Below are 25,742 nucleotides of genomic sequence, written 5' to 3'. Positions count from 1 at the left end.
GCAGCCATGGCACTAGCGACGCAATGTCCTCACTGCCAAACGACGTTCCGCGTCGTGCACGATCAATTGAAGCTGCGCGCCGGCCTGGTACGTTGCGGCTACTGCAAGGAAATTTTCAACGGCATCGAACACTTGCTGCCCCCTGATGACGCAACCGCGTCGGCAGGAACGACAGGCAGGGAAAAGGCCGTACACCATCAGCCGTACATCCCTCCACCTGTCAAACCTGCGGTCGCCACAACCGCCGCCAACAGGGATGTTTCCTCGTTCCTTGTCAGGGAAGCCAACAAGCCCTATACCACAGCCGATACCGACACGGCCCCCACGCAGGTAGCATCTCCGGCACAGGACAACAACGACGAAGTGCCACCGGCATTTACCGCAGCCGGCTCACCTTCGCCGGCATCTGTCATGCCGACCAGCCGCCTGTCGTTTTCGATGCCCGCGCATTTCGAGCGCGAACATCCACAGGCGTTGTCTGGACCTGTGTATGCGGCACATGATGAAAAGCCGAGCGATCCCCTGCAACGCATGACGTTGATGGACTTTGATCGCAAGCCGGCAGATACGCTGGACGATCTGGAATCGGATCAAGCCACGCTCGAAGCAGATGCGGCCAAGCTGGATCAGGCGATGGACGACCTGGAACGCAAACCCTGGCGTCGCCCTTCCGACAGGCAAAACGACGAAGATCTCGCGATTGATGAGGGGCTGGATCAGGAAGAACCGGCTTTCCTGCGCAAGGAGCGCACGCATCGCCAGATGAACCGCGTCGTACGCAACACGTTGATCGTTGCCTGCTTCGTTCTGAGCATTGCAGCCCTGCTGCAAAGCGCCTATATCTTCAGAAACCAGTTGGCAGGCATGTTTCCGGTCATCAAACCGGGCTTGACGGCAATCTGCAACGTCATCGGCTGCCGTATCGCACTGCCGACGCACATCAACGATGTCTCCATCGAATCCAGCGAACTGCAAACGCAAACCGGCAATACCAACGCATTCGTGCTGACTGTCTTGCTGCGTAACCAAAGCAGCATCGCCCAAGAATGGCCGCAACTCGAACTGACGCTCAACGATGCCAACGAAAAACCTGTACTTCGCCGTGTCTTCGCACCAGCCGAGTACGTCCGCGATCAGCAACAGCTACGCATGGGCTTTCCCGCCATGACCGAACGCACGGTACGCGTGCAATTCGAACTCAACGAGACACGGGCGTCCGGCTATCGCGTCTATCTTTTCTATCCCTGACCACGGCGCAGCCCGCTGTGCCGATACGGTTACTTCCTCTTTTTTACAACGCATCGTTCCCATGAAATCACTTATCTGCGGCTCGCTGGCCTTCGACAACATCATGTCTTTCGACGGTCGCTTCGCCGAAGCCATCCTGGCCGACCAGCTTCACAAGATCAACGTCGCCTTCCTCGTGCCAGGCATGCGCCGCGAATTCGGCGGCTGTGCCGGCAACATCGCCTACAACCTGAAATTACTCGGCGGCGATCCGCAAATCATGGCAACCATCGGCCAGGATGGCGTCCCTTATCGTGAACGCCTGAAACAGCTCGACATTTCGCAAAGCGGCATTCGCACTATTGATGATGCCTTCACCGGTCAGGCTTTCATCACGACCGATGCCGACGGTAACCAGATCACGGCATTTCATCCTGGCGCAATGAGCTTCTCGCATCTGAACAAGGTTACCGATGCAGGCAAAGTCGCCATCGCCATCGTCGCCCCTGATGGCCGTGACGGCATGTTGCAGCATGCACGCGATTGCGCAGAAGCCGGCATTCCCTTCATCTTCGATCCGGGCCAGGGCTTGCCGATGTTCAATGGCGAAGAACTGAAAGCCTTCATCGAACAAGCGACCTATGTGGCCGTCAATGACTACGAAGCCGAACTGCTCACCAGCCGTACCGGCATGACGCTGGAACAGATCGCCGAACGCGTTTCTGCCCTAATCGTCACACGTGGCGAAAACGGTGCCGACATCTTTACCGGTGGCGAACGCCTGGCGATTCCGTGCGTCAAGGTAGACAAGGTCATCGATCCGACCGGTTGTGGCGATGCTTTCCGCGCCGGCATGCTATACGGCCTGACCAACAACCTCGACTGGCCAACCACCGGCCGCCTGGCCAGCCTGATGGGCGCCATCAAGATTGCGCATCAAGGGCCGCAAAATCATGCGCCGTCACGCGCCCAGATCGAAGCGCAATTCGAGCAGGCATTCGGCTATCGCTTCGCATGAGAATGACGAAGTATCGAGGCAAGCGCCGGTAGATCGCTAACCGCGCCGCCCCAAAAAAAACGCCGCTACGGAGCGATTCCGCAGCGGCGTTTTTTCGTTATTCCAATCAAGCCGACATCAATCCGGCCTCAGACAAAAATCAGATAGGACCGGCGTTCTTACTCGCCGGCAATCTATCGTTCATTCCCTTACATGAGCGACGTCACCAGCATCGCAACGAGCTGAATCGCAATGCGCAATAGAATCAGCGCCACCAGCGGCGACAGATCGATCGAACCGATCAATGGCACGACACGGCGCAACGGACGCATTACAGGTTCGTTGAGCGCCCGCACGAAGGGCGCGAGTGGTGCATGAGGATTCACCCAGCTGAAAATCACTTCGATCAGAATCAATCCGATCAACCCGTATAGTGCCCAATGAATCACATTCATCAGCGCCAGCAAAAATAGAAACGGCACGGCAAAAACGCCACGCAACCAGATTTCAATCGCCGTAGCCACCAGCGCAATCAGAAATGCACCAAGCAGGCTGGCCCAGTCATAACCACCGGCGCCGGGCAAAATCCGACGCAAGGGCCGCACCAGCCAATCGGTCAATTGGTAGATGAATTGCGCAATCTCCATCGGCGGACGCACACGCACGACCTGTATCCAGAAACGCAGCAACAAGGCGCCAGCGAGAACGATGGCGATCGTATCGATGATCAGAGTGATGATGCTGTTCAAGAAAGGCACTCCTTAAATAAAAAACCGCTGTGCGACGCAAGCCGCACAGCGGGATTGTGCCTGAAATCAATCAGGCGCATCCAGTCATAGCTGGAATTACGGGCGATTCGTGCCCGTTGGGAACGGCCAGGCTGCTGCTGGATTGATGACCGTCTTGACTGCTGGAGCGGCCACGGCTGCTGGTTTCGCAGCAGGCTTGGCTGCCGGCTTTTTCGGCGCAGCAGGTTTTTTAGGCGCAGCTGGCTTCTTAGCGGCAGCTGTTTTTTTCGCTGCAGCAGCTGGCTTCTTGGCAGCGGCTTTTTTCGCTACTGGCTTTTTAGCTGCAACTTTCTTTGCTGCTGCTTTTTTAGCCACTGGCTTTTTAGCTGCAACTTTCTTCACTGCCGCTTTTTTAGCCACTGGCTTTTTGGCTGCAACTTTCTTCACTGCTGCTTTTTTAGCCACTGGCTTTTTAGCAACGGCTTTCTTTGCTACCGGCTTCTTGGCTGCTGCAGCTTTCTTCGCTACTGGCTTCTTGGCTGCTGGTTTTTTCGCTGCAACCGGCTTCTTGGCCGTAGCGGCTTTCTTTGCAGCGGGCTTTTTAGCCGCTGGTTTTTTTGCTGTTGCCATAATGTTTCTCCTTCACGTGATGGAAAAAATCAAGTTTCTAAAGTTGAAACCCGCCCACACCATCGCGATGGAATTGGCGGATTATTCATCGGCACAAGCGTACTGGTGCTTGCGCTAATGAATTCGGCTCCAGCTGAACTGCTGCATCTCCTCACTTATGCAGCACTTCAGCCTTACATGGCATTGCAACGCGCCAGCTATCGCGCGCAGCTATCGCCAAAAAAAACGCCAGCGCGCGCGCCGGCATTGGAATTCTGTTTCCGAAAGGACAAACCTTTTTCAAACGAAAAAGCCGCCACACCTGATTGAATCAGGTGAAGCGGCTTACTCAGCAGATGCGATCTTCTCGGTCTTCTACTGTTCATTAAAGTCGGTTGTTGCCTTTCCTGTTTTACGCAGAAGCGGCTCTTCGCCTCTGCCTGTTTTTTGTACTGCCTGTTTTTCAGGCAGCGACAAGATGGTCAACTTCGATGCTCAACTTAATCCCAACTGAGTGCGCCACCGGTTTGGTATTCGATGACACGCGTTTCGAAAAAGTTGCGTTCTTTTTTCAGATCGATCATCTCGCTCATCCATGGGAACGGATTCTCTTCCTGTTCGAACATCGGTTCAAGACCGATTTGCTGCGCACGACGATTTGCGATGAAACGCAGATAGCCTTTGAACATCGGTGCATTCAGGCCTAGCACACCTCGCGGCATTGTATCCTCTGCGTAACGATATTCCAACTCTACCGCGCGTAAAAACAACGATTTGATTTCGTCTCTGAATTGCGGCGTCCACAGATGCGGATTCTCGAGCTTGATCGTGTTGATGAGATCGATACCGAAGTTGCAGTGCATCGACTCGTCACGCAGGATGTATTGATACTGTTCTGCCGCACCCATCATCTTGTTCTGACGACCAAGCGCGAGAATCTGCGCAAAACCGACATAGAAGAACAAGCCTTCCATCAGGCACGCAAACACGATCAGCGAACGCAGCAAGGTCTGATCGGATTCCAGCGTGCCGGTCTTGAATTCAGGATCGGTCAACACGTCGATGAACGGAATCAGGAACTGATCCTTGTCGCGAATCGATGCGATCTCGTTGTAGGCGTTGAAGATTTCGCCTTCATCCAGTCCCAGCGATTCGACGATGTACTGATAGGCATGCGTGTGGATCGCCTCTTCGAATGCCTGACGCAACAGGTACTGGCGGCATTCCGGTGCCGTGATGTGGCGATAGGTACCAAGTACGATATTGTTGGCTGCCAGCGAATCGGCAGTCACGAAGAAGCCGAGGTTGCGCTTGACGATGCGACGCTCGTCTTCAGTCAGGCCGTTTGGATTCTTCCACAGCTCGATATCGCGCTGCATGTTGATTTCCTGCGGCATCCAGTGGTTGGCGCAACCGGCCAGATACTTGTCCCATGCCCATTTATATTTGAATGGCACGAGCTGATTGACGTCGGTCTGACCGTTGATCACGCGCTTGTCCGCCGCATCCATACGCTGCGTCGTTGCAGCCGCCGCCGGCTTCGCCATGACTGCAGGATTCAACGCGACATCCTGTTGTGCGCCAGCGCGCGGTTGCACGGCGGGCTGCAGTCCTGGCTGGGGCTGTGCGGGGGTTGGCTTGACTTCATCATCCCAACTAAGCATGACTTCTTCCTTTTCTGTTTGCTGCCACTGCTGTATCTGCTGTATCTGAGACAAAGCATGCAAGGGACGCGCCCTTTCATGCTTTGTCCGCATCACACGATGCAAGTTCAGTCGGCATGTCGTTACATGGTTTGTCCGGCCGTACCGGACAGGATTCTTATTGGCAGGCTTCGCATTCCTCGAAACCTGGATCGCCCGGACGCAACATGCATGCAGGACCATCCGTTTCCTGTGCCGCCGCAGCGGACGACATGCCTGCGCCGGAATCCACCGCATTCAAGGCACCTGCCTTGGAGGTCGATTTCTCGGTATGCGTGGCGCCGATCGTGCGCAGGTAATACGTGGTTTTCAGGCCGCGCAACCATGCCAGCTTGTAGGTTTCGTCCAGTTTCTTACCCGATGCACCGGCCATATAGATGTTCAGCGATTGCGCCTGATCGATCCACTTCTGACGACGCGATGCGGCTTCCACCAGCCATTTCGGCTCGACTTCGAATGCCGTTGCATAGATGTCGCGCAAATCTTGCGGAATACGATCGATCTTGGCCAGGCTGCCGTCGAAGTACTTGAGGTCGGAAATCATGACTTCGTCCCACAGACCGCGTGCTTTCAGGTCGCGCACCAGATACTCGTTGATCTCGGTGAATTCACCGGACAGGTTCGACTTGACGTACAGGTTCTGATACGTCGGCTCGATACAGGCGGAAACACCAATGATGTTCGAGATGGTCGCTGTCGGTGCAATCGCCACGCAGTTGGAATTGCGCATGCCGTACTGCTTGATGCGATCGCGCAGTGCGGTCCAATCCATGCTTTCGCTCGAATCGGCATCCAGATAGCCACCGCGTTCTTCAAGCAACAGTTTGAGCGAATCTTGCGGCAGGATGCCGCGATCCCACAGCGAACCGCGATACGAGCTGTAACGACCACGCTCTTCCGCCAGTTCCGTCGAAGCCCAGTAGGCGTAGTAGCAGACGGCCTCCATCGAGCGATCGGCAAATTCGACCGCTTCCTGCGAAGCGTACGGCACGCGCATCGTGTGCAAGCAATCCTGGAAACCCATGATGCCAAGGCCGACCGGACGGTGGCGCAGGTTGGAATCACGTGCTTTCTTGACCGCGTAGTAGTTGATGTCGATCACGTTGTCGAGCATGCGCATGGCGGTACGCACCGTGCGTTGCAGCTTGTCCAGATCCAGCTTGCCATCTTTCATGTGGGCCGGCATGTTGACCGAACCCAGATTGCAAACGGCGATTTCGGAATCGTTGGTGTTCAGCGTGATCTCGGTGCAAAGGTTGGAGCTGTGCACGACGCCCACGTGTTGCTGTGGCGAACGGATGTTGCATGGATCCTTGAAGGTGATCCATGGATGGCCGGTTTCGAACAGCATCGACAGCATCTTGCGCCACAGGTCGTTGGCTTGCACCTTCTTGAACAGCTTGAGTTCGCCGCGTGCAGCTTTTGCTTCATAGCCGGTGTAGGCTTCCTCGAAGGCGCGGCCGAACTTGTCGTGCAGATCAGGCGTATCGGATGGGGAGAACAGGGTCCATTCGCCCTTTTCCATCACGCGCTTCATGAACAGATCGGGAATCCAGTTCGCGGTGTTCATGTCGTGCGTACGGCGGCGATCGTCGCCGGTGTTCTTGCGCAGGTCGAGGAATTCCTCGATATCCATATGCCAGGTTTCCAGGTAGGCGCAAACCGCACCCTTGCGTTTGCCGCCTTGGTTGACTGCCACGGCGGTATCGTTAACCACCTTGAGGAACGGCACCACACCTTGCGATTTGCCGTTGGTACCCTTGATGTGCGCACCCAGCGAACGCACAGGCGTCCAGTCGTTACCCAGACCGCCGGCATACTTTGCCAGCAGGGCATTTTCCTTGATGGCTTCGTAGATGCCGTCCAGATCGTCGGCCACTGTCGTCAGATAGCACGACGACAGTTGCGAGCGTTGCGTACCGGAATTGAACAGCGTCGGCGTCGAGCTCATGAAGTCGAACGAAGACAGCAGGTTGTAGAACTCGATGGCACGTGCTTCGCGGTCGATTTCGTTGAGCGACAGGCCCATTGCCACGCGCATGTAGAACGCCTGCGGCATTTCGATACGTACGTCACGGATGTGCAGGAAGTAACGGTCATACAGCGTTTGCAGGCCGAGGTAACCGAATTGCAGATCGCGTTCCGGCTTGATGGCATCGGCCAGCTTCTTCAGATCGTACTGACCGAGCTTGGCATCCAGCAGATCGGCTTCGATGCCTTTCTTGATGAACTTCGGAAAATATTCGAGGTATTCGGCAGGTGCATCGGCTTGTGCCACTTCCTTGCCAAAGACTTCCTTGCGGATCGTATGCATCAGCAAGCGTGCCGTGACGGTGCTGTAGGCAGGATCCTTTTCCATCAGCGCGCGGGCAGCCAGGATGGACGATTTGTGCAGTTCTTCGACCGGAACGCCATCGTACAGATTCTTGAGGGTCTCGTTGATGATGGCCGACGCATCGACGTGCTTTTCCAGACCTTCGCAAGCGGCGTTGATCAGATTACGCACTTCAGCCAGATCGAGCGGACGACGCTGGCCGTTTTCGATCACATGCAACTGGTGCGATTGTTCGGCTGGTTGCGTCGCCTGCTGTTGCGCGCGCTCTTCCATGCGCTTGGCGCGATAGAGAACGTAGGCGCGGGCCACATCATGCTCGCCCGAACGCATCAGCGACAGTTCAACCTGATCCTGAATGTCTTCGATGTGGAAGGTGCCGCCTGCCGGCTGGCGACGCACCAGCGCATTGACAACGTTGGACGTCAGTTGTTCGACCAGTTCGCGCACGCGTGCCGAGGCTGCGCCCTGACCACCGTTGACCGCCAGGAAGGCCTTGGTGACGGCGATGGAAATTTTCGATGGCTCGAAACCGACGACGGAACCGTTACGACGGATAACGCGGTAGCTGGCCAGACCGACCGGATTGCTGGTCGGCGTGGAAGAGGAAACGGCGAGTGCGCCAACGTTGGCGATATCGTTCGACGACTTCGCCGAAATTTCTTGTGCAGAGTGCATGAAGACTCCTTCTAGCGGATGCAGGCACGAATGCCCTGCTTGATTAAGAGAAAACCGGCCGTATTGCCAATTCGCGAAACACTTCATGGAAGCAGTACCGCCGCATCTGGCGGGGCGCTGCCCATTCTGCTGCTGTATTTATGCATCGGCCCAAACACTGTTCTATATAGAGAAGAGAACGTTTTGGGCAAATGAGAGAACGCCGATAACCCACTACATCTAGTGCAGAAACCGCGATTGGCACTAATTCTAGTACCTCGATTCTGGATGTGCAATGCCTTTACGCGGATTTTTCGAGATTAATTTGGTGCGTTGTAGCTGTACTTAAAATGTAAATTTTTCAATCGCCGTAAAACCGGAGATCGTCGCGCATCTTCCCGGCTTTTCCCGCCTTTCCATCAAAAGCAAGACGATACAATTTTCGATAGTTTTGCCAATCAAAAAACGGCCCAGGATCGGTTTTTCTGCCCGGCGCGATCTGCTCATGTCCCGTCACATCCTGCAAGGGACACACTTCCTGCAAGGCAATCGTCAGCGCCGTCAGGGCCGCATATTGTGCGTCCTCGAACGGTTCGAAATCGGTGCCTTCGAGTTCAATGCCGATGGAAAAGTCATTGCAACGCTCGCGCCCGCAAAAAACGGATGCCCCTGCGTGCCAGGCTCGATCAAATGCCGAAACGAACTGGATGATCTGGCCATCGCGCCGGATCAGGAAATGCGCCGAGACGCGCAAGGCACGCAACTGATCAAAATAAGAATGCGCATCGTAATCCAGCCGGTTCAAAAACAGATCGGCAATATATGGCCCGCCAAACTCTCCCGGCGGCAAGCTGATGTTGTGTACCACCAGCAAGCCGATCGGCATGCCTTCTGCGCGCTGATCGAAATTGGGCGACGGCATGCGCAGCACGTTATCCGCCCAGCCGGTCGTATCAATGGCGATGGCGGGGAAGTTCATTCGGGTTCCTGGATATCCAGTCGCTGCATGCGATAGCGCAACTGGCGAAAGCTGATGCCCAGCAATTCTGCCGCCTGCGTCCGGTTGAAGCGCGTCTTTGCCAGCGCACGACAGATCACCTCGCGCTCGACCGCGTCCAGATGATCGGGCAAGGAAGCCGGCAAGGCCTCTTCAGAGTCGGCGACAGGATGTGGTACTGCCGCAAATACTGTCGGTGCCGGCACTTCTTCCCCCCGCGCTGCAGGCGGTTCGAAAAAACTGGCAGGCATAGCCGACAATGAAGGCCTCCTGTCTGCTGCAACATCCTTGAGCAGCAAATCGCCAAGCTCGATGCGCCCTTCACCGGCAAATGCCAATGCGCGTTCCAGAATATTTTCCAGCTCACGGACGTTGCCGGGAAAGTGATAGCCATGCAGGGCAGCCAATGCGTCCGCCGATAACGAAACCGGCATGCCGCCCGCCAGACGCTGCAGGATCACGTCTGCCAGCAAGGCCACATCCGCCAGTCGTTCACGCAAAGGCGGCAAGGTTAGTTCGATCACATTTAAACGGTAGTACAAATCCTGCCGGAAACGGCCCTGCTGCACGCAGGCATGCAGATTCTGGTGCGTGGCGCTGATGATGCGTACATCGACCGGCTCTTCGGTCGTCGCGCCCACCTTGCGCACCCGGCGCTCCTGAATGGCGCGCAACAGCTTGACCTGCATCGCAAGCGGCAAGTCGGCCACTTCATCGAGCAACAAGGTTCCGCCATTGGCAGCCTGGAAGAAACCGTCGCGATCTTCCATTGCGCCGGTGAATGCGCCCTTGCGATAACCGAAGAACTCCGCCTCCATCAACGCTTCCGGAATGGCGCCACAATTGACGGCAATGAACGGTTTATCGGAACGTGCGCTTTGCGCATGGATATCGCGTGCGGCCAGTTCCTTGCCGCTGCCCGATTCGCCACTGATGGCAACCGGCGCCATGCTGCGTGCGAGCTTGGCGATCTGCGCGCGCAAGGCTTGCATCGCTTGCGACTGCCCCATCAGTCGCAAAGGCGTCTGGGTTGTCGGCTGTGCTGCGACCGCTAGGGGCTTTTCGCTGATACGCAAGGCGGTACGCACCATCGCGCGCAATTGTTCCAGCCCTACCGGCTTGGAAAGATAGTCGAAGGCCCCAGCCTTCAGGGCTACAACCGCATTGTCAGCACTGCCAAATGCGGTAATCACCGCGACCGGAGTATGCCGATAATGCGTAGCAATTTCCTGCACCAGTTCAATGCCTTGCCCATCCGGAAGCCGCATGTCGGTCAAGACCAGCGCGTACGCCTTTTGCTGCAACAGGACGCGCGCAACCGCCAGCGATTCCGCGCTATCGACATCCAGCCCCATGCGAATCAGCGTGATCTCCAGCAGCTCACGCAGGTCGGCTTCATCATCGACGATCAGTATTCGGGGCGTGCTCATACTTAATTGGGCAAGATACTCGGTTGATCGGCACCATCATTCGTGGCGAAAGTGATCACGAAACGCCCCGACGGCGCGCCGTGCTCGCCTTCGCTGCGGAACTCGTAATTCAGCATGGCACCATTATTGAGGCACAACTCCCTCGCAAGATACAGACCAAGACCGGTTCCCTTGCTGGACGTCGTGTAAAAAGGTTCGAACAAGTGTGCGCGCACGGCAGACGTCATTTGCGGACCATCGTCTTGCACGTGCAACTCGACACGTGCCGCACCGCTGACCATGATCTGCAAGCGAATGCTACCAGCGCCACCGCTGGCGTAGCGTAACGCATTTGTCAGCAGGTTGAGGATGATTTCACGCAAGTGCAATGGATCGAAACGTACCAGAACATCCTGCGGACCATTAAGGGAAATCACTTCAGGTTTGATACCTTGCAGATCACGCAATTCTTCCAGTAATTCGCCAATCAATGCACGCAGATCGAGCGGTTTCTGATCGCGATTGGCCTTGCGCGACAGCTTGAGAATGTCTTCGATCATGCGATTGAGCCGCGCCACATTGTCGTCAATGATCTTGAGCAAGCGACGACGGCCCGCATCGTTCTCATCTTCATTGAGCAAGGCGGCGGCGTGCCCGATCGCTGCCAGAGGATTGCGTACCTCATGTGCAATGCTGGCCGTCAGGCGCCCCATCGCGGCCAGTTTCAGTTGCTGTGCGCGATTTTCAATCTCTGTCACGTCTTCGAGAAAAATCACCACACGACCTTCCTGCGCCCCACCCGTATCGACGCGCACGAAACGCAACTTCAAATGGGTAGACGGTTCATGTCTGGCACCGATAATGGTGGCGCCACCTTGCAGGGTCGTATCGTCTGCCGGCAATATCCGCACAAAGACCGGTGTTTCCATCTCGACGATGGCCCGTCGCCTGGCCTTGTCACGCCACTCAAGATAAGCCTGCGCAATCGGGGACAACCCGGGCAAGCGATCCAGTTGCCCAAATTCGGCATGTGCGCCAAAGCTCAAGCCCAGCAAACGTTCCGCTGCCGGATTGCCGGTCAGGATACGACCGTGACGATCGACCACCAACACGCCATCGTCCATGTCTTCGATGACCAGACGGTTGATCGCCTCCTGCACCTGCAACGCCTTGCCGCGGCCTTGTGCCAGGGTTTCCTGCTTGACGAGACGATCCGCCAATCGATTCACGGCAATGATCACGATGAAAAATGCCGCGCAGTACAAACCGACCTGCGTCGAGGAAATATCACCGTTTGCGTTCAGTAATTGATAGCCGTTTTCGGCCAGCATGACGAACGTCGCAATCGAGACGAAGAACAATGCCAGCACCAGCGGTGCCAGAATCGCACCGCCAGCCAGAGGAAACAGATAAAGGATGGCAAGCCCGCTTTTGAGTCCGCCAACCGAGAGATAAAGCAGCGAAATGACGGCCAGATCCACCAGTATCTGCACCGTTACCTGCAGCAAGAAGCGGCGGCGACAATAAGAGGCAAACAGGACGAAAGCCAGTGCCAGCAGCATGTAGCCGACACAGATAATCCAGAAATATTCACCACTGCGTGCAGCGCGCGCGCCCACCCAACCGAAATACCCCAGCAAGGCGGCAACGATCAGCGTGCGCGTAAAGGCAAAGGTTTGCAGCGTGCGCCAGAACGTATTGCGCACGTCATGAGAGATGGCCGTGGCCGAAGTCATGGATTAATGACCGAGATATTGCTGGCGATGTTCGATACTGCAAAAACTGTGTCGCCCGGATGCGTCACGTACCGCCTCGGAAACCGGAAAATGCACACCACATTCTCGGCAAATCACCATGACTTCCGCATCAGCTTCCGTGTGCATTGGCGCATCGGGCCGGGCAGCCTCGAAATCGCGAGCAGCTTTTTGCCTGGCCTTGGCCTTGCTGCGCAAAACCCAAATCACGGCAAAGATCAGAAGTGCCCAGGCCAGCAGCTTCATACAATGCTCCGGTGCAGAACAACTTCCAGCACAAAACGGCTACCGACATACGCCAGCAGCAGCATGCCGAAGCCGCCGAGGGTAAATGTCAGCGCGGTCTTGCCGCGCCAGCCGCGCAAATGACGGCCGACAAGAAGGATGCCAAACACGAGCCAGGACAGCATGGTGAACGTGGTCTTGTGATCCCATTTGAATGCCTTGCCGAAAACCTCTTCGGAAAAAACCACGCCCGATAACACCGTCAGCGTCAACAAGACGAAACCGAAACCGATCAGACGGAACAGCAACTTTTCCATGGTCAGCAAAGCAGGCAGGCGTTCGATCGCCAGCGCAAACAGTCCGACCTTCTTTTCAGGCGAGCGCGTATGCAGACGCGTTTCCTGAATTGCCATCAACACGGCATGGAAAGCGGCGATCGTAAAGGTGCTGTACGCCAGCGTTGCAATCGCAATATGCCAGGGAAACAAAACTGAATGCTCTTCGAGAGGCACCAGACTGCCGGGAAAAACGAGTGGTAACAGCACGCCAACCGCGGCGCACGGCAACACCAGAATGCGTAGACCATCAAGGGTCAGATTGCGATTTTCGAGCCAGTAGGCCGCGACCGAAATCCACAAGGTGGCAGACAGCATGAGCGCAAAGCCAAGTCGCAATGAACTCGGTGCGATGACGTCCATCCACAATGCCGCTCCGTGCAACAGCCAGCCGATCAACACGCCCACGCCAATGATCTGGCGTCGCTGCGAAGGCAGGAAAGCACAGACCGCGTAGCACAGCGCAGCAAGCACGAAGAGAGAGGTATACATTCAGGCGAGTTTACACCATGTCCTGCATTGGCTTGCGTCCTGCACATGGAAAAACTGCCTGTAGAGGCAAACACCATCACAAGCCTGGCCGTCTGGAAAACGCGTCCACGCAGCCCGGCCCTGGCGCCTCAATCGCACGAGCGCACGAAGGCATCGGGTAGAATGGCGGATTGAAAAATCGCATCGTGCGATTGCCGCCTGACTAGAACTGATCACCATGCTCGATAACCTGACTCAACGCCTTGCCAAGGTCGTCAAGACCATGCGCGGCGAAGCGCGCCTGACCGAAGCCAATACGGCAGAAATGCTGCGCGAAGTACGCCTTGCCTTGCTGGAGGCCGACGTTGCCCTGCCGGCCGTGCGCGAATTCATCAATCGCGTCAAGGAAAAGGCGATGGGCGAAGACGTCATCGGTTCCCTGACGCCAGGCCAGGCGCTGGTTGGCGTGGTACAGCGCGAACTCGCCGCCATCATGGGTGCCGATCTGGGACGCGAAGCGTCGCAACTCAATTTCGCCACGCAGCCGCCTGCGATCATCCTGATGGCCGGCTTGCAGGGTGCCGGTAAGACCACCACCGTCGGCAAACTGGCCAAATACCTGCGCGAACAAAAGAAAAAGAAAGTCCTGACGGTTTCTGCCGACGTCTACCGTCCAGCGGCAATCGGCCAGTTGCAGACCGTGACGGAACAGGTCGGCGCCGACTTCTTTCCATCGCAGCCGACCGACAAGCCTGTCGATATTGCACGCGCCGCTGTCGATCACGCCAAGCGTCACTATCACGATGTACTGATCATCGATACTGCCGGTCGCCTGGGTATCGACGAAGCGATGATGCAGGAAATTCGCGCTCTGCACGATGCCGTCAACCCGATCGAAACGCTGTTCGTGGTCGATGCCATGCTGGGTCAGGATGCCATCAACACCGCCAAGGCATTCAGCGATGCATTGCCACTGACCGGTATCGTGCTGACCAAACTAGACGGCGATTCGCGTGGCGGTGCCGCACTGTCGGTGCGCCATATCACGGGCAAGCCGATCAAGTTTGCCGGCGTCGCCGAAAAGATGGATGGTCTTGAAGCCTTCGATCCGGCGCGCATGGCCGATCGTATTCTCGGCATGGGCGACATCCTTGCACTGGTCGAAGAAGCGCGTAAAGGCGTGGACATCGAAGCGGCACAAGGCCTGGCGCAAAAGATCAAGGGCGGCGGCAAGTTCGATCTGACCGACTTCCAGCAGCAACTGGCACAGATGAAGAAGATGGGCGGCATGGCCAACCTGATGGACAAACTGCCGGCACAAATGCAGATGGCTGCCAGCGGTGCCAACATGGGCATGGCCGACAAGCAGGTCGCACGCATGGAAGGCATCATCAATTCGATGACGCCGGCCGAACGCGCCAAACCCGACCTGATCAAAGCATCGCGCAAACGCCGCATTGCAGCAGGCGCTGGCGTGCAAGTGCAAGAGGTAAACCGCATGCTCAACCAGTTCGAGCAGATGCAAACCATGATGAAGAAACTCAAGGGCGGCAACATGGCCAAGCTGATGCGCGGCATGAAAGGCATGCTGCCACCGGGCATGCGTTAGTCCGATTCCTCGATCAAAAAAAGCCCGGCTTCGTCCGGGCTTTTTTCATGGTGCAGTGCGCCATCGAATCAAAATGCGTGCAGCGCCGAACGCACATTTTCGATGCCGTTTTCTCTCTGGTGAACTTCCGCATTTTCTTCTTCGAGAAACGGCGTGGCTGGCAGCCGACAAAACGCCGGGGACACGCATAAAAACACTTGCACAGTGGGAAAAACCGCACCACTATTAGCGTTGCGTGTATTGACGCAATTACCCAACACTCTGTGAAGGAGGCTTTAAGATGGCAACAGCCAAAAAACCAGCGGCCACTAAAACGGCCGCCAAGAAACCAGCTGCAAAGAAACCGGTAGCAGCGAAGAAAGCAGCACCAGCCAAGAAAGCTGCACCGGCAAAAAAAGCCGCGCCAGCCAAAAAGGTCGCAGCAAAGAAACCAGCCGCTAAAAAAGTCGCAGCGAAAAAGCCAGCAGTTGCCCGTAAGCCAAACGCCGCCTTCATGAAACCAGTGACCCCATCCGCCGTATTGGCTGCCGTCATTGGCGCAGCACCAGCACCGCGTACCGAGATCACCAAAAAGGTCTGGGACTACATCAAGAAGCACAAGCTGCAAAACCAGGAAAACAAGCGCCAGATCGACGCGGACGACAAGCTCAAAGCCGTGTTTGGTGGCAAGAAGCAGGTTTCCATGTTCGAAATGACCAAGCTCATTTCGGCACACCTGTCGTAATCCTTGTCAGCACCAAACAAAAACGCCCGCATCGCGCGGGCGTTTTTGTTTTTACGATGATCTTTTGCGATAGCTAAAATCTGTACGGCCATCAAGGCCGATGCTCCCAGCTACGCCATGCAGCACGTACTGCATTCGGATATTCAGGACGTCCACGGCTACCGTTATACCGCCCCAGCGCCAGATAGTAATCGCCCTTTTCCATATCCAGATACATGCGCAGGATGGAACAGCCGTAACGCAGATTGGTTTGCATCTGGAACAGCTTGCTGCGATCGCCATCACCGATCACGCGTGTCCAGAACGGCATGACCTGCATGTAGCCATGCGCGCCGACATGGGAGATCGCATATTTGCGAAACGCGGATTCGACCTGGATCAAGCCCAGCACCAATGCCGGATCCAGCCCCGCACGCCGCGCTTCATACCAAAGCGTTTGCAGAAATTCGAGACGGCTTTGTCGATCCGGGATACGTCGCACCAGCCGATCCGACATGTCGCCGAGCCACCGTAAATAAGACAGGCGCTCATCGATATCGATGAAATCCGGCTTCGGCGGACGTGAATCGGAAATCGCACGCGACAGCGCCATGCGTACACCATCGGCCAGTGCCTCCTCCTTCTGATTCCCGGCATGTGCCGGCAGCCAAAGCAGGAGCAAGAGGCTGGCGCAGAAAAAGCACCGCCCTGTTCGCAACACCGTCCTGCCGAGGTGCGACCGCACGTAACCGATCAGCCAGCCAGACGTGCCTGCACGAAGGCCACGGCATCTGCAGGCGCTACACCTGTCGCCTCGGTATCGCGACGTCCCTGATATTCGAGCTTGCCTTCCTTGAGACCACGATCCCCGATCACGATGCGATGCGGAACGCCGATCAGTTCCCAATCGGCAAACATGGCTCCCGGACGTTCGCCACGATCATCGAGAATCACATCGACACCGGCTTCGGTCAAGGCAGCATACAAGCGCTCAGTTTCCGCCTTGACGGCTTCGCTGCGGTCATATCCCATCGGGCACAGAACGACTTCAAACGGTGCCAGCGATGCCGGCCAGATAATGCCCTTGTCATCGAAATTCTGTTCGATGGCAGCACCAAGAATACGCGTCACGCCAATACCGTAACAGCCCATCTGGATCGGTTGCGGCTTGCCGTTTTCATCGAGGAAAGTTGCTTTCATGTCCTGCGAATAACGCGTACCGAGCTGGAACACGTGTCCCACTTCGATGCCGCGCTGGATCGACAGCGTGCCCTTGCCATCCGGCGATGCATCGCCTTCCACCACATTGCGCAGATCGGCGACCGTTGCCTCAGGCAAGTCGCGCTCCCAGTTGACGCCCGTGTAGTGGAAATCCGCTTCGTTGGCACCACAGACGAAATCGTTCATGACAGCTACCGTGCGGTCGGCCACGATGCGTACCGGTTTCTTGGTATTCAACGGACCGAGATAACCCGGTGGCGAACCGAACCATTCGAGGATTTCCGATTCACCCGCAAAACGGAATTCCGTCAAGCCCGGCACCTTGGATGCCTTGACCTCATTCAACTCGTGATCGCCGCGCAGCAGCAGCAGCCACACTTGTTTCTCTGCTTCGCCTTCTTTCGGATCGGTCACGAGCACAATGGATTTGACGGTTTGCGTCAACGACAGGCCGAGGCAAGTTGCCACATCTTCGCAACGCTGCTTGCCCGGCGTTGACATCTTGGACAGCGCCTGCGTCGCTGCACCGCGTGCAGTCGTTGGTGCCAGCGCTTCGGCTGCCTCCATATTGGCGGCGTAATCCGAATCGGCGCAGTACACCAGCGCATCTTCGCCAGTATCGGCAATCACGTGGAATTCGTGCGAACCCGAACCACCGATGGCACCGTTATCGGCTGCCACCGCACGGAACTGCAAGCCAAAGCGCGTGAAAATCTTGGTGTACGTATCGAACATGATCTCGTACGAGCGCTTGAGGCCGTCGATATCACGGTCGAAGGAATACGCATCCTTCATGGTGAATTCACGACCGCGCATCAAACCGAAACGCGGACGACGTTCGTCGCGGAACTTGGTTTGCACATGATAGAAATTGACCGGCAACTGACGATATGAACGGATTTCGGTGCGAACCACGTCGGTAATCACTTCTTCGGACGTCGGCTGGATTGCAAAATCGCGACCATGACGATCCTTCACCCGCATCAATTCCGGCCCCATCTTGTCCCAGCGACCGGTTTCTTGCCAGAGTTCGGCAGGCTGGACCAACGGCATCAGCAGTTCGATTGCACCCGCCTTGTCCATCTCTTCCTTGATGATGGCTTCCACCTTGCGAATAACACGCAAGCCCATCGGCATGTAGGTGTAAATGCCGGAGCCGAGACGCTTGATCATGCCGGCACGCATCATCAGTTTATGGCTGACGATTTCAGCATCGGCAGGAGCTTCTTTGAGAGTGGAAATGAAAAAACGGGAGGCGCGCATGAGGATGTGTCTTGTTAAAAAGAGAGCGGGGTTATAATCGTTCCAATTTTAAAGGATTAGCTGGCTGATGCGTCCCCTCTTCATGCAATTGATAACCCTCTCCCCCGGCGCGTGCCTATTGCAGCAACACGCCGTGGCCGGATAGTTGCCGCATCGCTTCTGCATCGGGGACCGATCAGCCGCAGAAAGTACAGGTGCAACATGCTGGATCGTGAAGGCTTCCGCCCTAACGTCGGCATCATTCTGCTCAATGCGCAGAATGAAGTGTGGTGGGGCAAACGCGTGCGCGAGCATTCGTGGCAATTCCCGCAGGGCGGCATCAAGTTCGGCGAAACGCCTGAGCAGGCGATGTATCGTGAACTCGAAGAAGAAGTCGGGTTGCGCGCAGAGCATGTGAAAATCATTGGTCGCACACGCGACTGGCTGCGCTACGAAGTCCCCGACCATTTCATCAAGCGCGAAATCCGTGGTCATTATCGCGGTCAGAAGCAGATCTGGTTTCTGCTGCGCATGGTCGGGCGCGATTGCGACGTCAACCTGCGGTTGAGTGAACATCCTGAATTCGACGCCTGGCGCTGGCATGAGTATTGGGTGCCGCTGGATGTGGTCATCGAATTCAAGCGCGACGTCTACCAGCGTGCCTTGCAGGAACTGTCACGCTTTCTCAACAAACCACAGCAAGGGAATGCATCGCGCTATTTGCGACAAAGTCACCCACCGCGCAAACCAACGTCCCCCCACGCACAACGCGAGAAAAAATCCGAACATGAGCAGTAATCCACTTTTCACTGTCCGTAACCTGTATCGCACCGCTCTGCTCTCCGTGGGCGCGCTGCTGGTCATGCAAACCGCCTGGGCACAATCGCAATTCGAAGAAGATTTCGATGACGAGAACAAGCCATGGGAAGAAATTGCCGTACAGATGCCGCCAGCGCCTAAGGCCGAAAATCTGATCGACTTCTATGTCGGCCCAACCACCACACAGAAATTCGCAATCGACGCCAAGTCACTGGCAATCGGCTCCGATGGCGTGATTCGTTACACTCTGGTATCGACCAGCCAGGCTGGCGCAAAAAACATCAGCTACGAGGGCATTCGTTGTGCGACTTTCGAGCACAAGCTTTATGCCTTCGGTCGTGAAGATGGCTCCTGGGGACGTTCGCGTCGCGACAAATGGGAAGGCATTGTCCGCGGCAAAACCAATCGCCAGCATGCCGCACTTGCCCAAGATTACTTTTGCAGCAATCTGATGATCATGGGGAATGAACAGGACATGCTCAAGCGACTGCGCAGCAAACAAACGCTGATCGATAACCTGATGCGCGAATGATGCGCTTGTCCACCGTAGCCGCGCTCACAATCAGGCGGACAAATGCAAAAGCCTGCATGAAGCAGGCTTTTTTATTTTCGGCATCCGATTGCTATTCAGAGCAAAACTAGATTATCGCGATGAATCAGTTCCGGTTCTTCGACAAAACCAAGAATGGCAGCAATTTCCGATGACGGTTTGCGCACGATGCGTCGTGCTTCCGAACTCGCGTAATTGGTAATGCCACGCGCAACCGCCCGCCCAGTGGCATCGACACAAGTAATCACATCGCCACGCCCGAAATTGCCGGCAACATCGGTCACGCCGATCGGCAACAGCGATTTGCCTTCCTGCGTCAGTTTTGCGACGGCCCCCGCGTCAAGAACGACCTTGCCAGCCGTCTGCAAATGATCGGCCATCCACTGCTTGCGTGCCGTCAGTTGCGCAGTCTGCGCTGTCAGTTGCGTGCCGATGGCTTCGCCTTGTGCCAGCCGTGTCAGAACGTTGTCTTCCCGTCCCCAGGCGATCACCGTATGCGCACCGGAAAAAGCGGCGCGCTTAGCGGCAAGAATCTTGGTCAACATGCCGCCGCGACCGAGGCTACTACCGGCGCCACCGGCCATCGCTTCCAGCGAGAGATCGCCAGCCTTGGCTTCATGCACGAATTGGGCATCCGGATTCTTGCGCGGATCCGCCGTGTAAAGACCACGTTGATCCGTCAGGATGATCAGCGCATCAGCCTCGATCAGATTGGCGACGAGTGCGCCGAGCGTATCGTTATCACCGAACTTGATCTCATCCGTCACCACCGTATCGTTTTCATTGATGATCGGCACCACGCCAAATCGCAGCAAGGTAAACAGGGTGGAACGGGCATTCAGATAACGCTCGCGATCCGCCAGATCGGCGTGCGTCAATAACACCTGCGCGGTACGCACGTCATAACGACGGAAACTGCTTTCGTAAATTTGTGCAAGGCCCATTTGCCCAACTGCGGCGCACGCCTGCAATTCATGTACGCCCGTCGGACGCTTGTCGAATCCAAGACGTTGCATACCTTCTGCAATCGCCCCCGAACTGACCAGCACGACTTCCTTGCCCAAAGCACGCAATTGCACGATTTGTTCAGTCCATTTTTCAATGGCCTGCGCATCGAGCCCCTTGCCGTCGTTGGTAACCAGCGAGGAACCGACCTTGATGATGACGCGCTTGGCGTCCTGAATCACGGATTGCATGGATGTCCGGTGCGTTTTTATTGGGAGAAAATGCCGAACGGTCAAAGACCGGGAACTGCCTAGTCGATCACCTTGAAGCGCGGATCGTCGGGATCGATCGAATCGATCGCACGTACGTCTTCCGCAATCTGCGCCGTATCTTCCGAACGCTGCTCGCTTTGACGTTGCTGCGACAGGTAATCGTAGATTTCCAGGATCAGATCGTTGCAGCCATCGCGCGTCAGCGCCGAAATCTCGAACACCGGGCCTTTCCAGCCAAAGCGCTTGATGAAATCCTTGACGCGTTTGGCACGTTCGTCTTCCGGCACCATGTCCAGCTTGTTCAGCACCAGCCAGCGCGGCTTGTCGAACAGCGATTCATCGTACTTCTTGAGCTCCTTGACGATCGCCTTCGCTTCCTTGACGGGATCGACATTGTCGAACGGTGCCAGGTCAACGATGTGCAACAGCAAGCGTGTGCGCTGCAAGTGACGCAGAAATTGATGACCAAGACCGGCACCATCGGACGCACCTTCGATCAGGCCTGGAATATCGGCAATCACGAAACTCTTTTCGTGACTAACGCGAACCACACCCAGATTGGGATGCAGCGTAGTGAACGGATAGTCGGCAATCTTGGGACGTGCGTTGGAAACCGCGGTGATGAAGGTGGATTTACCCGCATTCGGCATGCCGAGCAAGCCGATATCGGCCAACACCTTCAATTCCAGACGCAACTCGCGACGCTGACCTTCCTTGCCTTCGGTTTTCTGGCGCGGCGCGCGATTGGTCGACGACTTGAAATGAATATTGCCCCAGCCGCCTTCACCGCCTTCCGCCAGCAAAATCTGCTGACCATGCTCGGTCAGATCGGCAACCAGTTCGCCATCGTTCTGATCGATCACCAGCGTGCCGACCGGCATGCGCAGGAAGATGTCATCCGCGCCCTTGCCATAGCAATCGGAACCGCGACCATTTTCGCCATTCTTCGCCTTATGGATCTTCGAATAACGGAAATCGACCAGGGTATTGATATTGCGATCAGCAACTGCCCAGATACTGCCGCCCTTGCCGCCATCACCACCATCTGGACCGCCGAACGGTCTGAATTTTTCGCGACAAAAAGAGGCGACGCCGTTGCCACCATCGCCGGCAATGACTTCGATTTTTGCTTCGTCGATAAATTTCATGCAAACCGTCCGTAAAAACTAAAAAGGCTCCACCAGCGGCAGAGCCTTTTGATTGAAGGCTTTCGCCTTGCCTTGCTGAAGTGCGCCTCGATTAGGCTGCAACAACCGTCACATAGTGACGCTTCAGTGCACCTTTGGTCACGAAGGCAACTTTGCCATCGGTCAGTGCAAACAGGGTGTGATCCTTGCCGATGCCAACGTTCTCGCCTGCGTGCATTTTGGTGCCGCGTTGACGAACGATGATGCCGCCAGCATTGATCGATTGACCGCCATAAACCTTAACGCCCAGACGTTTCGATTCCGAATCGCGACCGTTACGCGTAGTGCCGCCGCCTTTTTTATGTGCCATTTCTGACTCCTTGGTATCTGGTTGACTGATCCGGAATTAACCGTTGATCGAGACGATTTGCAATTCGGTGTAGTTTTGGCGATGACCTTGGCGCTTCTGGTAGTGCTTACGACGACGCATCTTGAAAATCTTGACTTTGTCGTGACGACCGTGGGAAACAACCGTGGCAAGGACCGTCGCACCTGCGACCAGGGGAGCGCCAAACTTGATGGCTTCTCCAGCGCCCACTGCGAGCACCTGATCGATGGTGATTTCGGATCCAATGTCAGCCGGTATCTGTTCTACTTTAAGTTTTTCGCCAGCGACAACTTTATATTGCTTGCCACCGGTTTTTATGACCGCGTACATGTGAAACCTCATCAAATGATTTAGGAATTAATTTTTTCGCCGCCCGCAAAATATACGCAGAAACGGGAAAACCCAAAATTATACATGGACTTACACACCCGGTCAAAGTGATTCACCACAAGTGTGGCGGCCTTCCGACGCCCAATGCCAGTGCACCGATTTGGCAAGCCGCCTCAATTCGAGTGGGCATCGTATAATTCAGCAACTTCCACCTCCCCTCTTGCGCAGGCTCACCTTGGTTTCCGCTACCGCTCCATCCGCCCAAACCCAGCTTATTCAGCCCATTTCCATGGATTTGCAGGCAGTTGATGCCGTAATCAGGCAAAAACTGCATTCCGAAGTCGCGCTAGTCAACCAGATTGCCGATTACATAATCAGTGCCGGAGGCAAACGCATTCGCCCGGTTCTGGTGCTGCTGGTGGCAAATGCTTACGGTTATCAAGGCACCGCCCATCACCAATTGGCTGCCGTCGTGGAATTCATTCACACGGCCACACTGCTGCATGATGACGTCGTTGACGAATCGGCATTGCGGCGCGGCCGCCAGACTGCCAATGCCTTGTTTGGCAATGCAGCTTCGGTACTCGTTGGTGATTTTCTGTATTCGCGCGCCTTCCAGATGATGGTTTCGGTCGGCAACATCCGCGTCATGGAAATCCTCGCAGATGCCACCAATGTGATTGCGGAAGGTGAAGTGCTGCAGTTGCTGAACATGCACGATCCGGACGTCTCCGAAGAACGTTATACGCAAGTCATTCGCTCCAAAACGGCAAAACTCTTCGAAGCCGCCGCCGAACTCGGTGCCCTGATTGCCGGCGCCAATGACGATCAGATCGAAGCTGCCGCCGAGTATGGACGCTCGCTGGGCACCGCTTTCCAGCTCATCGATGACGTGCTCGATTACTCCGGGCAGGAAGCCGATATCGGCAAGAACGTCGGCGACGATTTGCGCGAAGGCAAGGCAACCTTGCCACTGATCTACCTGATGGAACACGGTACGGCCGAACAGCGTGAGCTGGTTCGCTCATGCATCGAAAACGGCGATGAAAAGCATTTCGATGCGGTACTACAAGCCGTAACCAGCTCGGGCGCACTGGACTACACGCGCCGCAAGGCAGAGGCCGCATCGGCAGCCGCCACCGCCGCCATTGCCGAGTTACCCGAAAATGCATTTAAGCAGGCACTCCTCAAACTCAGCGATTTCGCAGTCAACCGTAACCACTAAATTGGCACGGCACACGACAGTTGTGCCGCACTCGCCACGCCGAAGTAACAGCCTCAAGCTCTTTCCTTTACAAAATAGATGCCGGGAGGCATTATCGAATCACCCTTCGTGCTTCGATAATGCCTTGGCATAACTATGGCTGCTGTACTCCCCAACTCCACGATGAACACCAACATGCCGGGCTTAGCCCGCGCCTTGCTGCAAGGGGGGAAGTTATCACAACAGCAAGCCGAATCGCTTTCACGCCAATCGGTCAGTGAGAAACTGCCATTCATCGATGTTTTGTTGCAAAGCGCGACAATCAACTCCAGCGAGATGGCCGCGTTTTGCTCGGAAGTGTTTGGCTATCCATTGCTGGATTTAAATGCTTTCAATAGTGCGCTGCTACCGGACAAGATCGTCGATGCCAAATTGATGCAGACACAGCGCGTCGTGGCACTGAATAAACGTGGCAACAAGGTGTCGATTGCCTTGTCCGACCCGACCAACTCCGCCGCGCTCGACCAGATCAAGTTTCAAACGCAATTGAACGTCGAGCCGATCATTGTCGATCACAGCCTGCTGCTGAAGCTGATCGAAAAGCTGACGCAAACTGCCGAACAGGATCTGAATGAACTGATCGGCGACGATCTCGACAATATCGACTTCATCGAAGACGAAGCCGCTGCACCGATTGATGCCTCGACCGTCGATATCGACGATGCACCGGTCGTCAAATTCCTGCAAAAAATTCTGATCGATGCAATCAGTCAGGGCGCATCCGATCTCCACTTCGAGCCATTCGAAAAGTTCTATCGCATTCGCTTCCGTGTCGATGGCGTGTTGCGCGACATCGCCCAGCCACCACTGGCGATCAAGGAAAAACTGGCATCACGTATCAAGGTCATTTCCAAGCTCGACATTTCCGAAAAACGTGTGCCGCAAGATGGCCGCATGAAACTCGTGATGTCGAAAACGCGCTCGATCGACTTTCGCGTCAGTACCCTGCCGACATTGTTTGGCGAAAAGATCGTCATGCGTATTCTCGACGGCTCGCAGGCACAAATGGGCATCGAAGCGCTCGGCTACGAGGAAGAGCAGAAAAACACCCTGCTCGAAGCCATCAATCGGCCATACGGCATGGTGCTCGTTACCGGACCAACCGGCTCCGGCAAGACGGTTTCGCTATATACCTGCCTGAATATCCTGAACAAGCCTGGCATCAACATCTCGACCGCGGAAGATCCCGCCGAGATCAACCTGCCGGGCGTCAATCAGGTCAACGTCAACGATCGCGCCGGCCTGACTTTCCCCGTCGCACTCAAGGCATTCCTGCGCCAGGATCCCGACATCATCATGGTCGGCGAGATTCGCGATCTGGAAACGGCAGACATTGCCATCAAGGCAGCGCAAACGGGTCACATGGTGTTTTCCACGTTGCACACCAACGATGCGCCCGCCACGCTGACGCGTCTGATGAACATGGGTGTGGCACCGTTCAATATTGCCTCATCCGTCATCCTGATCACGGCGCAGCGACTGGCAAGACGCTTGTGTTCATGCAAGCAACCCACCAGCATTCCTGACGAAGCGCTGATCGAAGCCGGCTTCGACGAAAGCGATCTCGATGGTACATGGCTACCATATAAACCTGTCGGTTGCGAGCGCTGCAACGGTAGCGGTTACAAAGGTCGTGTCGGCATCTACCAGATCATGCCGATTACCGAAAACATCGAACGCATCATTCTGAATCATGGCACCGCGCTGGAGATCGAAGAACAGGCGCAACAGGATGGCGTCAAGAATTTGCGCCAATCGGGTCTGGTGAAGGTCAAGCAGGGACTGACCAGTCTCGAAGAAGTGCTGGGCTGCACCAATATCTAAAGTC

Annotated in this window: 24 protein-coding genes; 9 read left to right on the top strand and 15 right to left on the bottom strand. The window is 55.8% G+C overall.

The features are described from left to right. Positions 1-6: 6 nt before the first annotated feature. Both QZ725_RS11000 and QZ725_RS10995 read left to right on the top strand, forming a co-directional pair. Positions 7-1,248, top strand: a complete 1,242-nt coding sequence (locus tag QZ725_RS11000; protein WP_293779441.1) for a DUF3426 domain-containing protein — start codon at positions 7-9, stop codon at positions 1,246-1,248. Positions 1,249-1,309: 61 nt separating this feature from the next. Beyond that, positions 1,310-2,245, top strand: coding sequence for a carbohydrate kinase family protein (locus tag QZ725_RS10995; protein WP_293779440.1), 936 nt, complete (start codon positions 1,310-1,312; stop codon positions 2,243-2,245). A gap of 188 nt (positions 2,246-2,433) precedes the next feature. Here QZ725_RS10995 and QZ725_RS10990 read toward each other — a convergent pair whose 3' ends face one another. Together QZ725_RS10990 and QZ725_RS10985 are read right to left on the bottom strand one after the other, a co-directional pair. Beyond that, positions 2,434-2,973, bottom strand: coding sequence for a YggT family protein (locus tag QZ725_RS10990; protein WP_293779439.1), 540 nt, complete (start codon positions 2,971-2,973; stop codon positions 2,434-2,436). A gap of 96 nt (positions 2,974-3,069) precedes the next feature. Further along, entirely contained in the window at positions 3,070-3,582 is a 513-nt protein-coding gene (locus QZ725_RS10985; RefSeq protein WP_293779438.1) for a histone H1-like DNA-binding protein, read from the bottom strand. 157 nt (positions 3,583-3,739) lie between these two features. Between QZ725_RS10985 and QZ725_RS10980 the strand changes: the two genes are divergently transcribed. Continuing rightward, on the top strand, positions 3,740-4,075 hold the full coding sequence (locus tag QZ725_RS10980; protein ID WP_293779437.1) for a hypothetical protein: 336 nt from the start codon (positions 3,740-3,742) through the stop codon (positions 4,073-4,075). Here the strand turns inward: QZ725_RS10980 and QZ725_RS10975 are convergent. The 7 genes from QZ725_RS10975 to ccsA all read right to left on the bottom strand — a co-directional run bounded on the left by QZ725_RS10975 (position 4,062) and on the right by ccsA (position 13,465). After that, entirely contained in the window at positions 4,062-5,225 is a 1,164-nt protein-coding gene (locus QZ725_RS10975) for a ribonucleotide-diphosphate reductase subunit beta (RefSeq protein ID WP_293779436.1), read from the bottom strand. The two genes, QZ725_RS10980 and QZ725_RS10975, sit on opposite strands and share 14 nt — an antisense overlap. Positions 5,226-5,382: 157 nt before the next feature. Continuing rightward, positions 5,383-8,274, bottom strand: coding sequence for a ribonucleoside-diphosphate reductase subunit alpha (locus QZ725_RS10970; protein WP_293779435.1), 2,892 nt, complete (start codon positions 8,272-8,274; stop codon positions 5,383-5,385). Positions 8,275-8,614: 340 nt separating this feature from the next. Then, positions 8,615-9,232 (bottom strand): 1,6-anhydro-N-acetylmuramyl-L-alanine amidase AmpD, encoded by a 618-nt coding sequence (gene ampD / locus QZ725_RS10965; RefSeq protein WP_293779434.1) that lies wholly within the window; start codon positions 9,230-9,232, stop codon positions 8,615-8,617. Further along, positions 9,229-10,680, bottom strand: a complete 1,452-nt coding sequence (locus tag QZ725_RS10960; protein WP_293779433.1) for a sigma-54 dependent transcriptional regulator — start codon at positions 10,678-10,680, stop codon at positions 9,229-9,231. Before QZ725_RS10960 ends, ampD begins: the two co-directional genes overlap by 4 nt. 2 nt (positions 10,681-10,682) lie before the next feature. Further along, positions 10,683-12,395, bottom strand: a complete 1,713-nt coding sequence (locus QZ725_RS10955) for an ATP-binding protein (protein WP_293779432.1) — start codon at positions 12,393-12,395, stop codon at positions 10,683-10,685. A gap of 3 nt (positions 12,396-12,398) precedes the next feature. Then, complete coding sequence (locus QZ725_RS10950; RefSeq protein ID WP_293779431.1) at positions 12,399-12,659, bottom strand: PP0621 family protein; 261 nt, start codon at positions 12,657-12,659, stop codon at positions 12,399-12,401. Then, positions 12,656-13,465, bottom strand: coding sequence for a cytochrome c biogenesis protein CcsA (gene ccsA, locus QZ725_RS10945; protein ID WP_293779430.1), 810 nt, complete (start codon positions 13,463-13,465; stop codon positions 12,656-12,658). The genes QZ725_RS10950 and ccsA overlap by 4 nt, the downstream gene beginning before the upstream one ends. A 217-nt stretch (positions 13,466-13,682) precedes the next feature. Between ccsA and ffh the strand changes: the two genes are divergently transcribed. Further along, complete coding sequence (ffh, locus tag QZ725_RS10940) at positions 13,683-15,053, top strand: signal recognition particle protein (RefSeq protein ID WP_293779429.1); 1,371 nt, start codon at positions 13,683-13,685, stop codon at positions 15,051-15,053. 280 nt (positions 15,054-15,333) lie between these two features. Then, positions 15,334-15,777, top strand: a complete 444-nt coding sequence (locus QZ725_RS10935; protein ID WP_293779428.1) for an SWIB/MDM2 domain-containing protein — start codon at positions 15,334-15,336, stop codon at positions 15,775-15,777. A gap of 91 nt (positions 15,778-15,868) precedes the next feature. Here the strand turns inward: QZ725_RS10935 and QZ725_RS10930 are convergent, their stop codons facing one another. Together QZ725_RS10930 and QZ725_RS10925 are read right to left on the bottom strand one after the other, a co-directional pair. After that, positions 15,869-16,477: a lytic transglycosylase domain-containing protein gene (locus QZ725_RS10930; RefSeq protein ID WP_293779493.1), complete on the bottom strand. Its 609-nt coding sequence runs from the start codon at positions 16,475-16,477 to the stop codon at positions 15,869-15,871. A 32-nt stretch (positions 16,478-16,509) separates the two neighbouring features. Further along, positions 16,510-18,240, bottom strand: coding sequence for a proline--tRNA ligase (locus tag QZ725_RS10925; RefSeq protein ID WP_293779427.1), 1,731 nt, complete (start codon positions 18,238-18,240; stop codon positions 16,510-16,512). A 201-nt stretch (positions 18,241-18,441) separates the two neighbouring features. On the opposite strand from QZ725_RS10925, the gene QZ725_RS10920 reads away from it, so the two are divergent. Both QZ725_RS10920 and QZ725_RS10915 read left to right on the top strand, forming a co-directional pair. Next, positions 18,442-19,017 carry an RNA pyrophosphohydrolase gene (locus tag QZ725_RS10920; RefSeq protein WP_293779426.1) on the top strand — a complete coding sequence of 192 codons (576 nt, stop codon included), beginning with the start codon at positions 18,442-18,444 and terminating at the stop codon, positions 19,015-19,017. Beyond that, positions 19,007-19,570 carry a CNP1-like family protein gene (locus tag QZ725_RS10915; RefSeq protein WP_293779425.1) on the top strand — a complete coding sequence of 188 codons (564 nt, stop codon included), beginning with the start codon at positions 19,007-19,009 and terminating at the stop codon, positions 19,568-19,570. The genes QZ725_RS10920 and QZ725_RS10915 overlap by 11 nt, the downstream gene beginning before the upstream one ends. Positions 19,571-19,665: 95 nt before the next feature. Here the strand turns inward: QZ725_RS10915 and proB are convergent, their stop codons facing one another. From proB to rplU, 4 genes are all read right to left on the bottom strand, one after another. Continuing rightward, complete coding sequence (gene proB, locus QZ725_RS10910; protein WP_293779424.1) at positions 19,666-20,784, bottom strand: glutamate 5-kinase; 1,119 nt, start codon at positions 20,782-20,784, stop codon at positions 19,666-19,668. Between the two features lie 59 nt (positions 20,785-20,843). After that, positions 20,844-21,953, bottom strand: a complete 1,110-nt coding sequence (gene cgtA / locus QZ725_RS10905) for an Obg family GTPase CgtA (RefSeq protein ID WP_293779423.1) — start codon at positions 21,951-21,953, stop codon at positions 20,844-20,846. Between the two features lie 91 nt (positions 21,954-22,044). Then, a complete protein-coding gene (gene rpmA, locus QZ725_RS10900; protein ID WP_293779422.1) occupies positions 22,045-22,302 on the bottom strand; it encodes a 50S ribosomal protein L27 in 258 nt (85 codons plus the stop codon). A gap of 36 nt (positions 22,303-22,338) precedes the next feature. Next, positions 22,339-22,650, bottom strand: a complete 312-nt coding sequence (gene rplU / locus QZ725_RS10895) for a 50S ribosomal protein L21 (protein ID WP_293779421.1) — start codon at positions 22,648-22,650, stop codon at positions 22,339-22,341. A gap of 289 nt (positions 22,651-22,939) precedes the next feature. On the opposite strand from rplU, the gene ispB reads away from it, so the two are divergent. After that, the gene (ispB, locus tag QZ725_RS10890) at positions 22,940-23,875 is read left to right on the top strand and encodes an octaprenyl diphosphate synthase (RefSeq protein ID WP_293779420.1); all 936 of its coding nucleotides are present in this window, start codon (positions 22,940-22,942) and stop codon (positions 23,873-23,875) included. Positions 23,876-24,010: 135 nt separating this feature from the next. Further along, a complete protein-coding gene (gene pilB / locus QZ725_RS10885) occupies positions 24,011-25,738 on the top strand; it encodes a type IV-A pilus assembly ATPase PilB (protein ID WP_293779419.1) in 1,728 nt (575 codons plus the stop codon). Positions 25,739-25,742 lie beyond the last annotated feature (4 nt).

This window comes from uncultured Oxalicibacterium sp. (assembly GCF_913776015.1).
Taxonomy (GTDB): Bacteria; Pseudomonadota; Gammaproteobacteria; order Burkholderiales; family Burkholderiaceae_D; genus Oxalicibacterium.
The sequence above is the reverse complement of the archived record's forward strand: the minus strand, read 5'-3'. Positions and strand labels throughout refer to the sequence as shown.

What these genes read in the sequence shown, in the direction of transcription:
- QZ725_RS11000 (WP_293779441.1), top strand. Translation starts at nt 7, where the DNA reads ATGGCACTAGCGACGCAATGTCCTCACTGCCAAACGACGTTCCGCGTC.
- QZ725_RS10995 (WP_293779440.1), top strand. Translation starts at nt 1,310, where the DNA reads ATGAAATCACTTATCTGCGGCTCGCTGGCCTTCGACAACATCATGTCT.
- QZ725_RS10985 (WP_293779438.1), bottom strand. Translation starts at nt 3,582, where the DNA reads ATGGCAACAGCAAAAAAACCAGCGGCTAAAAAGCCCGCTGCAAAGAAA.
- QZ725_RS10980 (WP_293779437.1), top strand. Translation starts at nt 3,740, where the DNA reads ATGCAGCACTTCAGCCTTACATGGCATTGCAACGCGCCAGCTATCGCG.
- QZ725_RS10975 (WP_293779436.1), bottom strand. Translation starts at nt 5,225, where the DNA reads ATGCTTAGTTGGGATGATGAAGTCAAGCCAACCCCCGCACAGCCCCAG.
- QZ725_RS10970 (WP_293779435.1), bottom strand. Translation starts at nt 8,274, where the DNA reads ATGCACTCTGCACAAGAAATTTCGGCGAAGTCGTCGAACGATATCGCC.
- ampD (WP_293779434.1), bottom strand. Translation starts at nt 9,232, where the DNA reads ATGAACTTCCCCGCCATCGCCATTGATACGACCGGCTGGGCGGATAAC.
- QZ725_RS10960 (WP_293779433.1), bottom strand. Translation starts at nt 10,680, where the DNA reads ATGAGCACGCCCCGAATACTGATCGTCGATGATGAAGCCGACCTGCGT.
- QZ725_RS10955 (WP_293779432.1), bottom strand. Translation starts at nt 12,395, where the DNA reads ATGACTTCGGCCACGGCCATCTCTCATGACGTGCGCAATACGTTCTGG.
- QZ725_RS10950 (WP_293779431.1), bottom strand. Translation starts at nt 12,659, where the DNA reads ATGAAGCTGCTGGCCTGGGCACTTCTGATCTTTGCCGTGATTTGGGTT.
- ccsA (WP_293779430.1), bottom strand. Translation starts at nt 13,465, where the DNA reads ATGTATACCTCTCTCTTCGTGCTTGCTGCGCTGTGCTACGCGGTCTGT.
- ffh (WP_293779429.1), top strand. Translation starts at nt 13,683, where the DNA reads ATGCTCGATAACCTGACTCAACGCCTTGCCAAGGTCGTCAAGACCATG.
- QZ725_RS10935 (WP_293779428.1), top strand. Translation starts at nt 15,334, where the DNA reads ATGGCAACAGCCAAAAAACCAGCGGCCACTAAAACGGCCGCCAAGAAA.
- QZ725_RS10925 (WP_293779427.1), bottom strand. Translation starts at nt 18,240, where the DNA reads ATGCGCGCCTCCCGTTTTTTCATTTCCACTCTCAAAGAAGCTCCTGCC.
- QZ725_RS10920 (WP_293779426.1), top strand. Translation starts at nt 18,442, where the DNA reads ATGCTGGATCGTGAAGGCTTCCGCCCTAACGTCGGCATCATTCTGCTC.
- QZ725_RS10915 (WP_293779425.1), top strand. Translation starts at nt 19,007, where the DNA reads ATGAGCAGTAATCCACTTTTCACTGTCCGTAACCTGTATCGCACCGCT.
- proB (WP_293779424.1), bottom strand. Translation starts at nt 20,784, where the DNA reads ATGCAATCCGTGATTCAGGACGCCAAGCGCGTCATCATCAAGGTCGGT.
- cgtA (WP_293779423.1), bottom strand. Translation starts at nt 21,953, where the DNA reads ATGAAATTTATCGACGAAGCAAAAATCGAAGTCATTGCCGGCGATGGT.
- rpmA (WP_293779422.1), bottom strand. Translation starts at nt 22,302, where the DNA reads ATGGCACATAAAAAAGGCGGCGGCACTACGCGTAACGGTCGCGATTCG.
- rplU (WP_293779421.1), bottom strand. Translation starts at nt 22,650, where the DNA reads ATGTACGCGGTCATAAAAACCGGTGGCAAGCAATATAAAGTTGTCGCT.
- ispB (WP_293779420.1), top strand. Translation starts at nt 22,940, where the DNA reads ATGGATTTGCAGGCAGTTGATGCCGTAATCAGGCAAAAACTGCATTCC.
- pilB (WP_293779419.1), top strand. Translation starts at nt 24,011, where the DNA reads ATGGCTGCTGTACTCCCCAACTCCACGATGAACACCAACATGCCGGGC.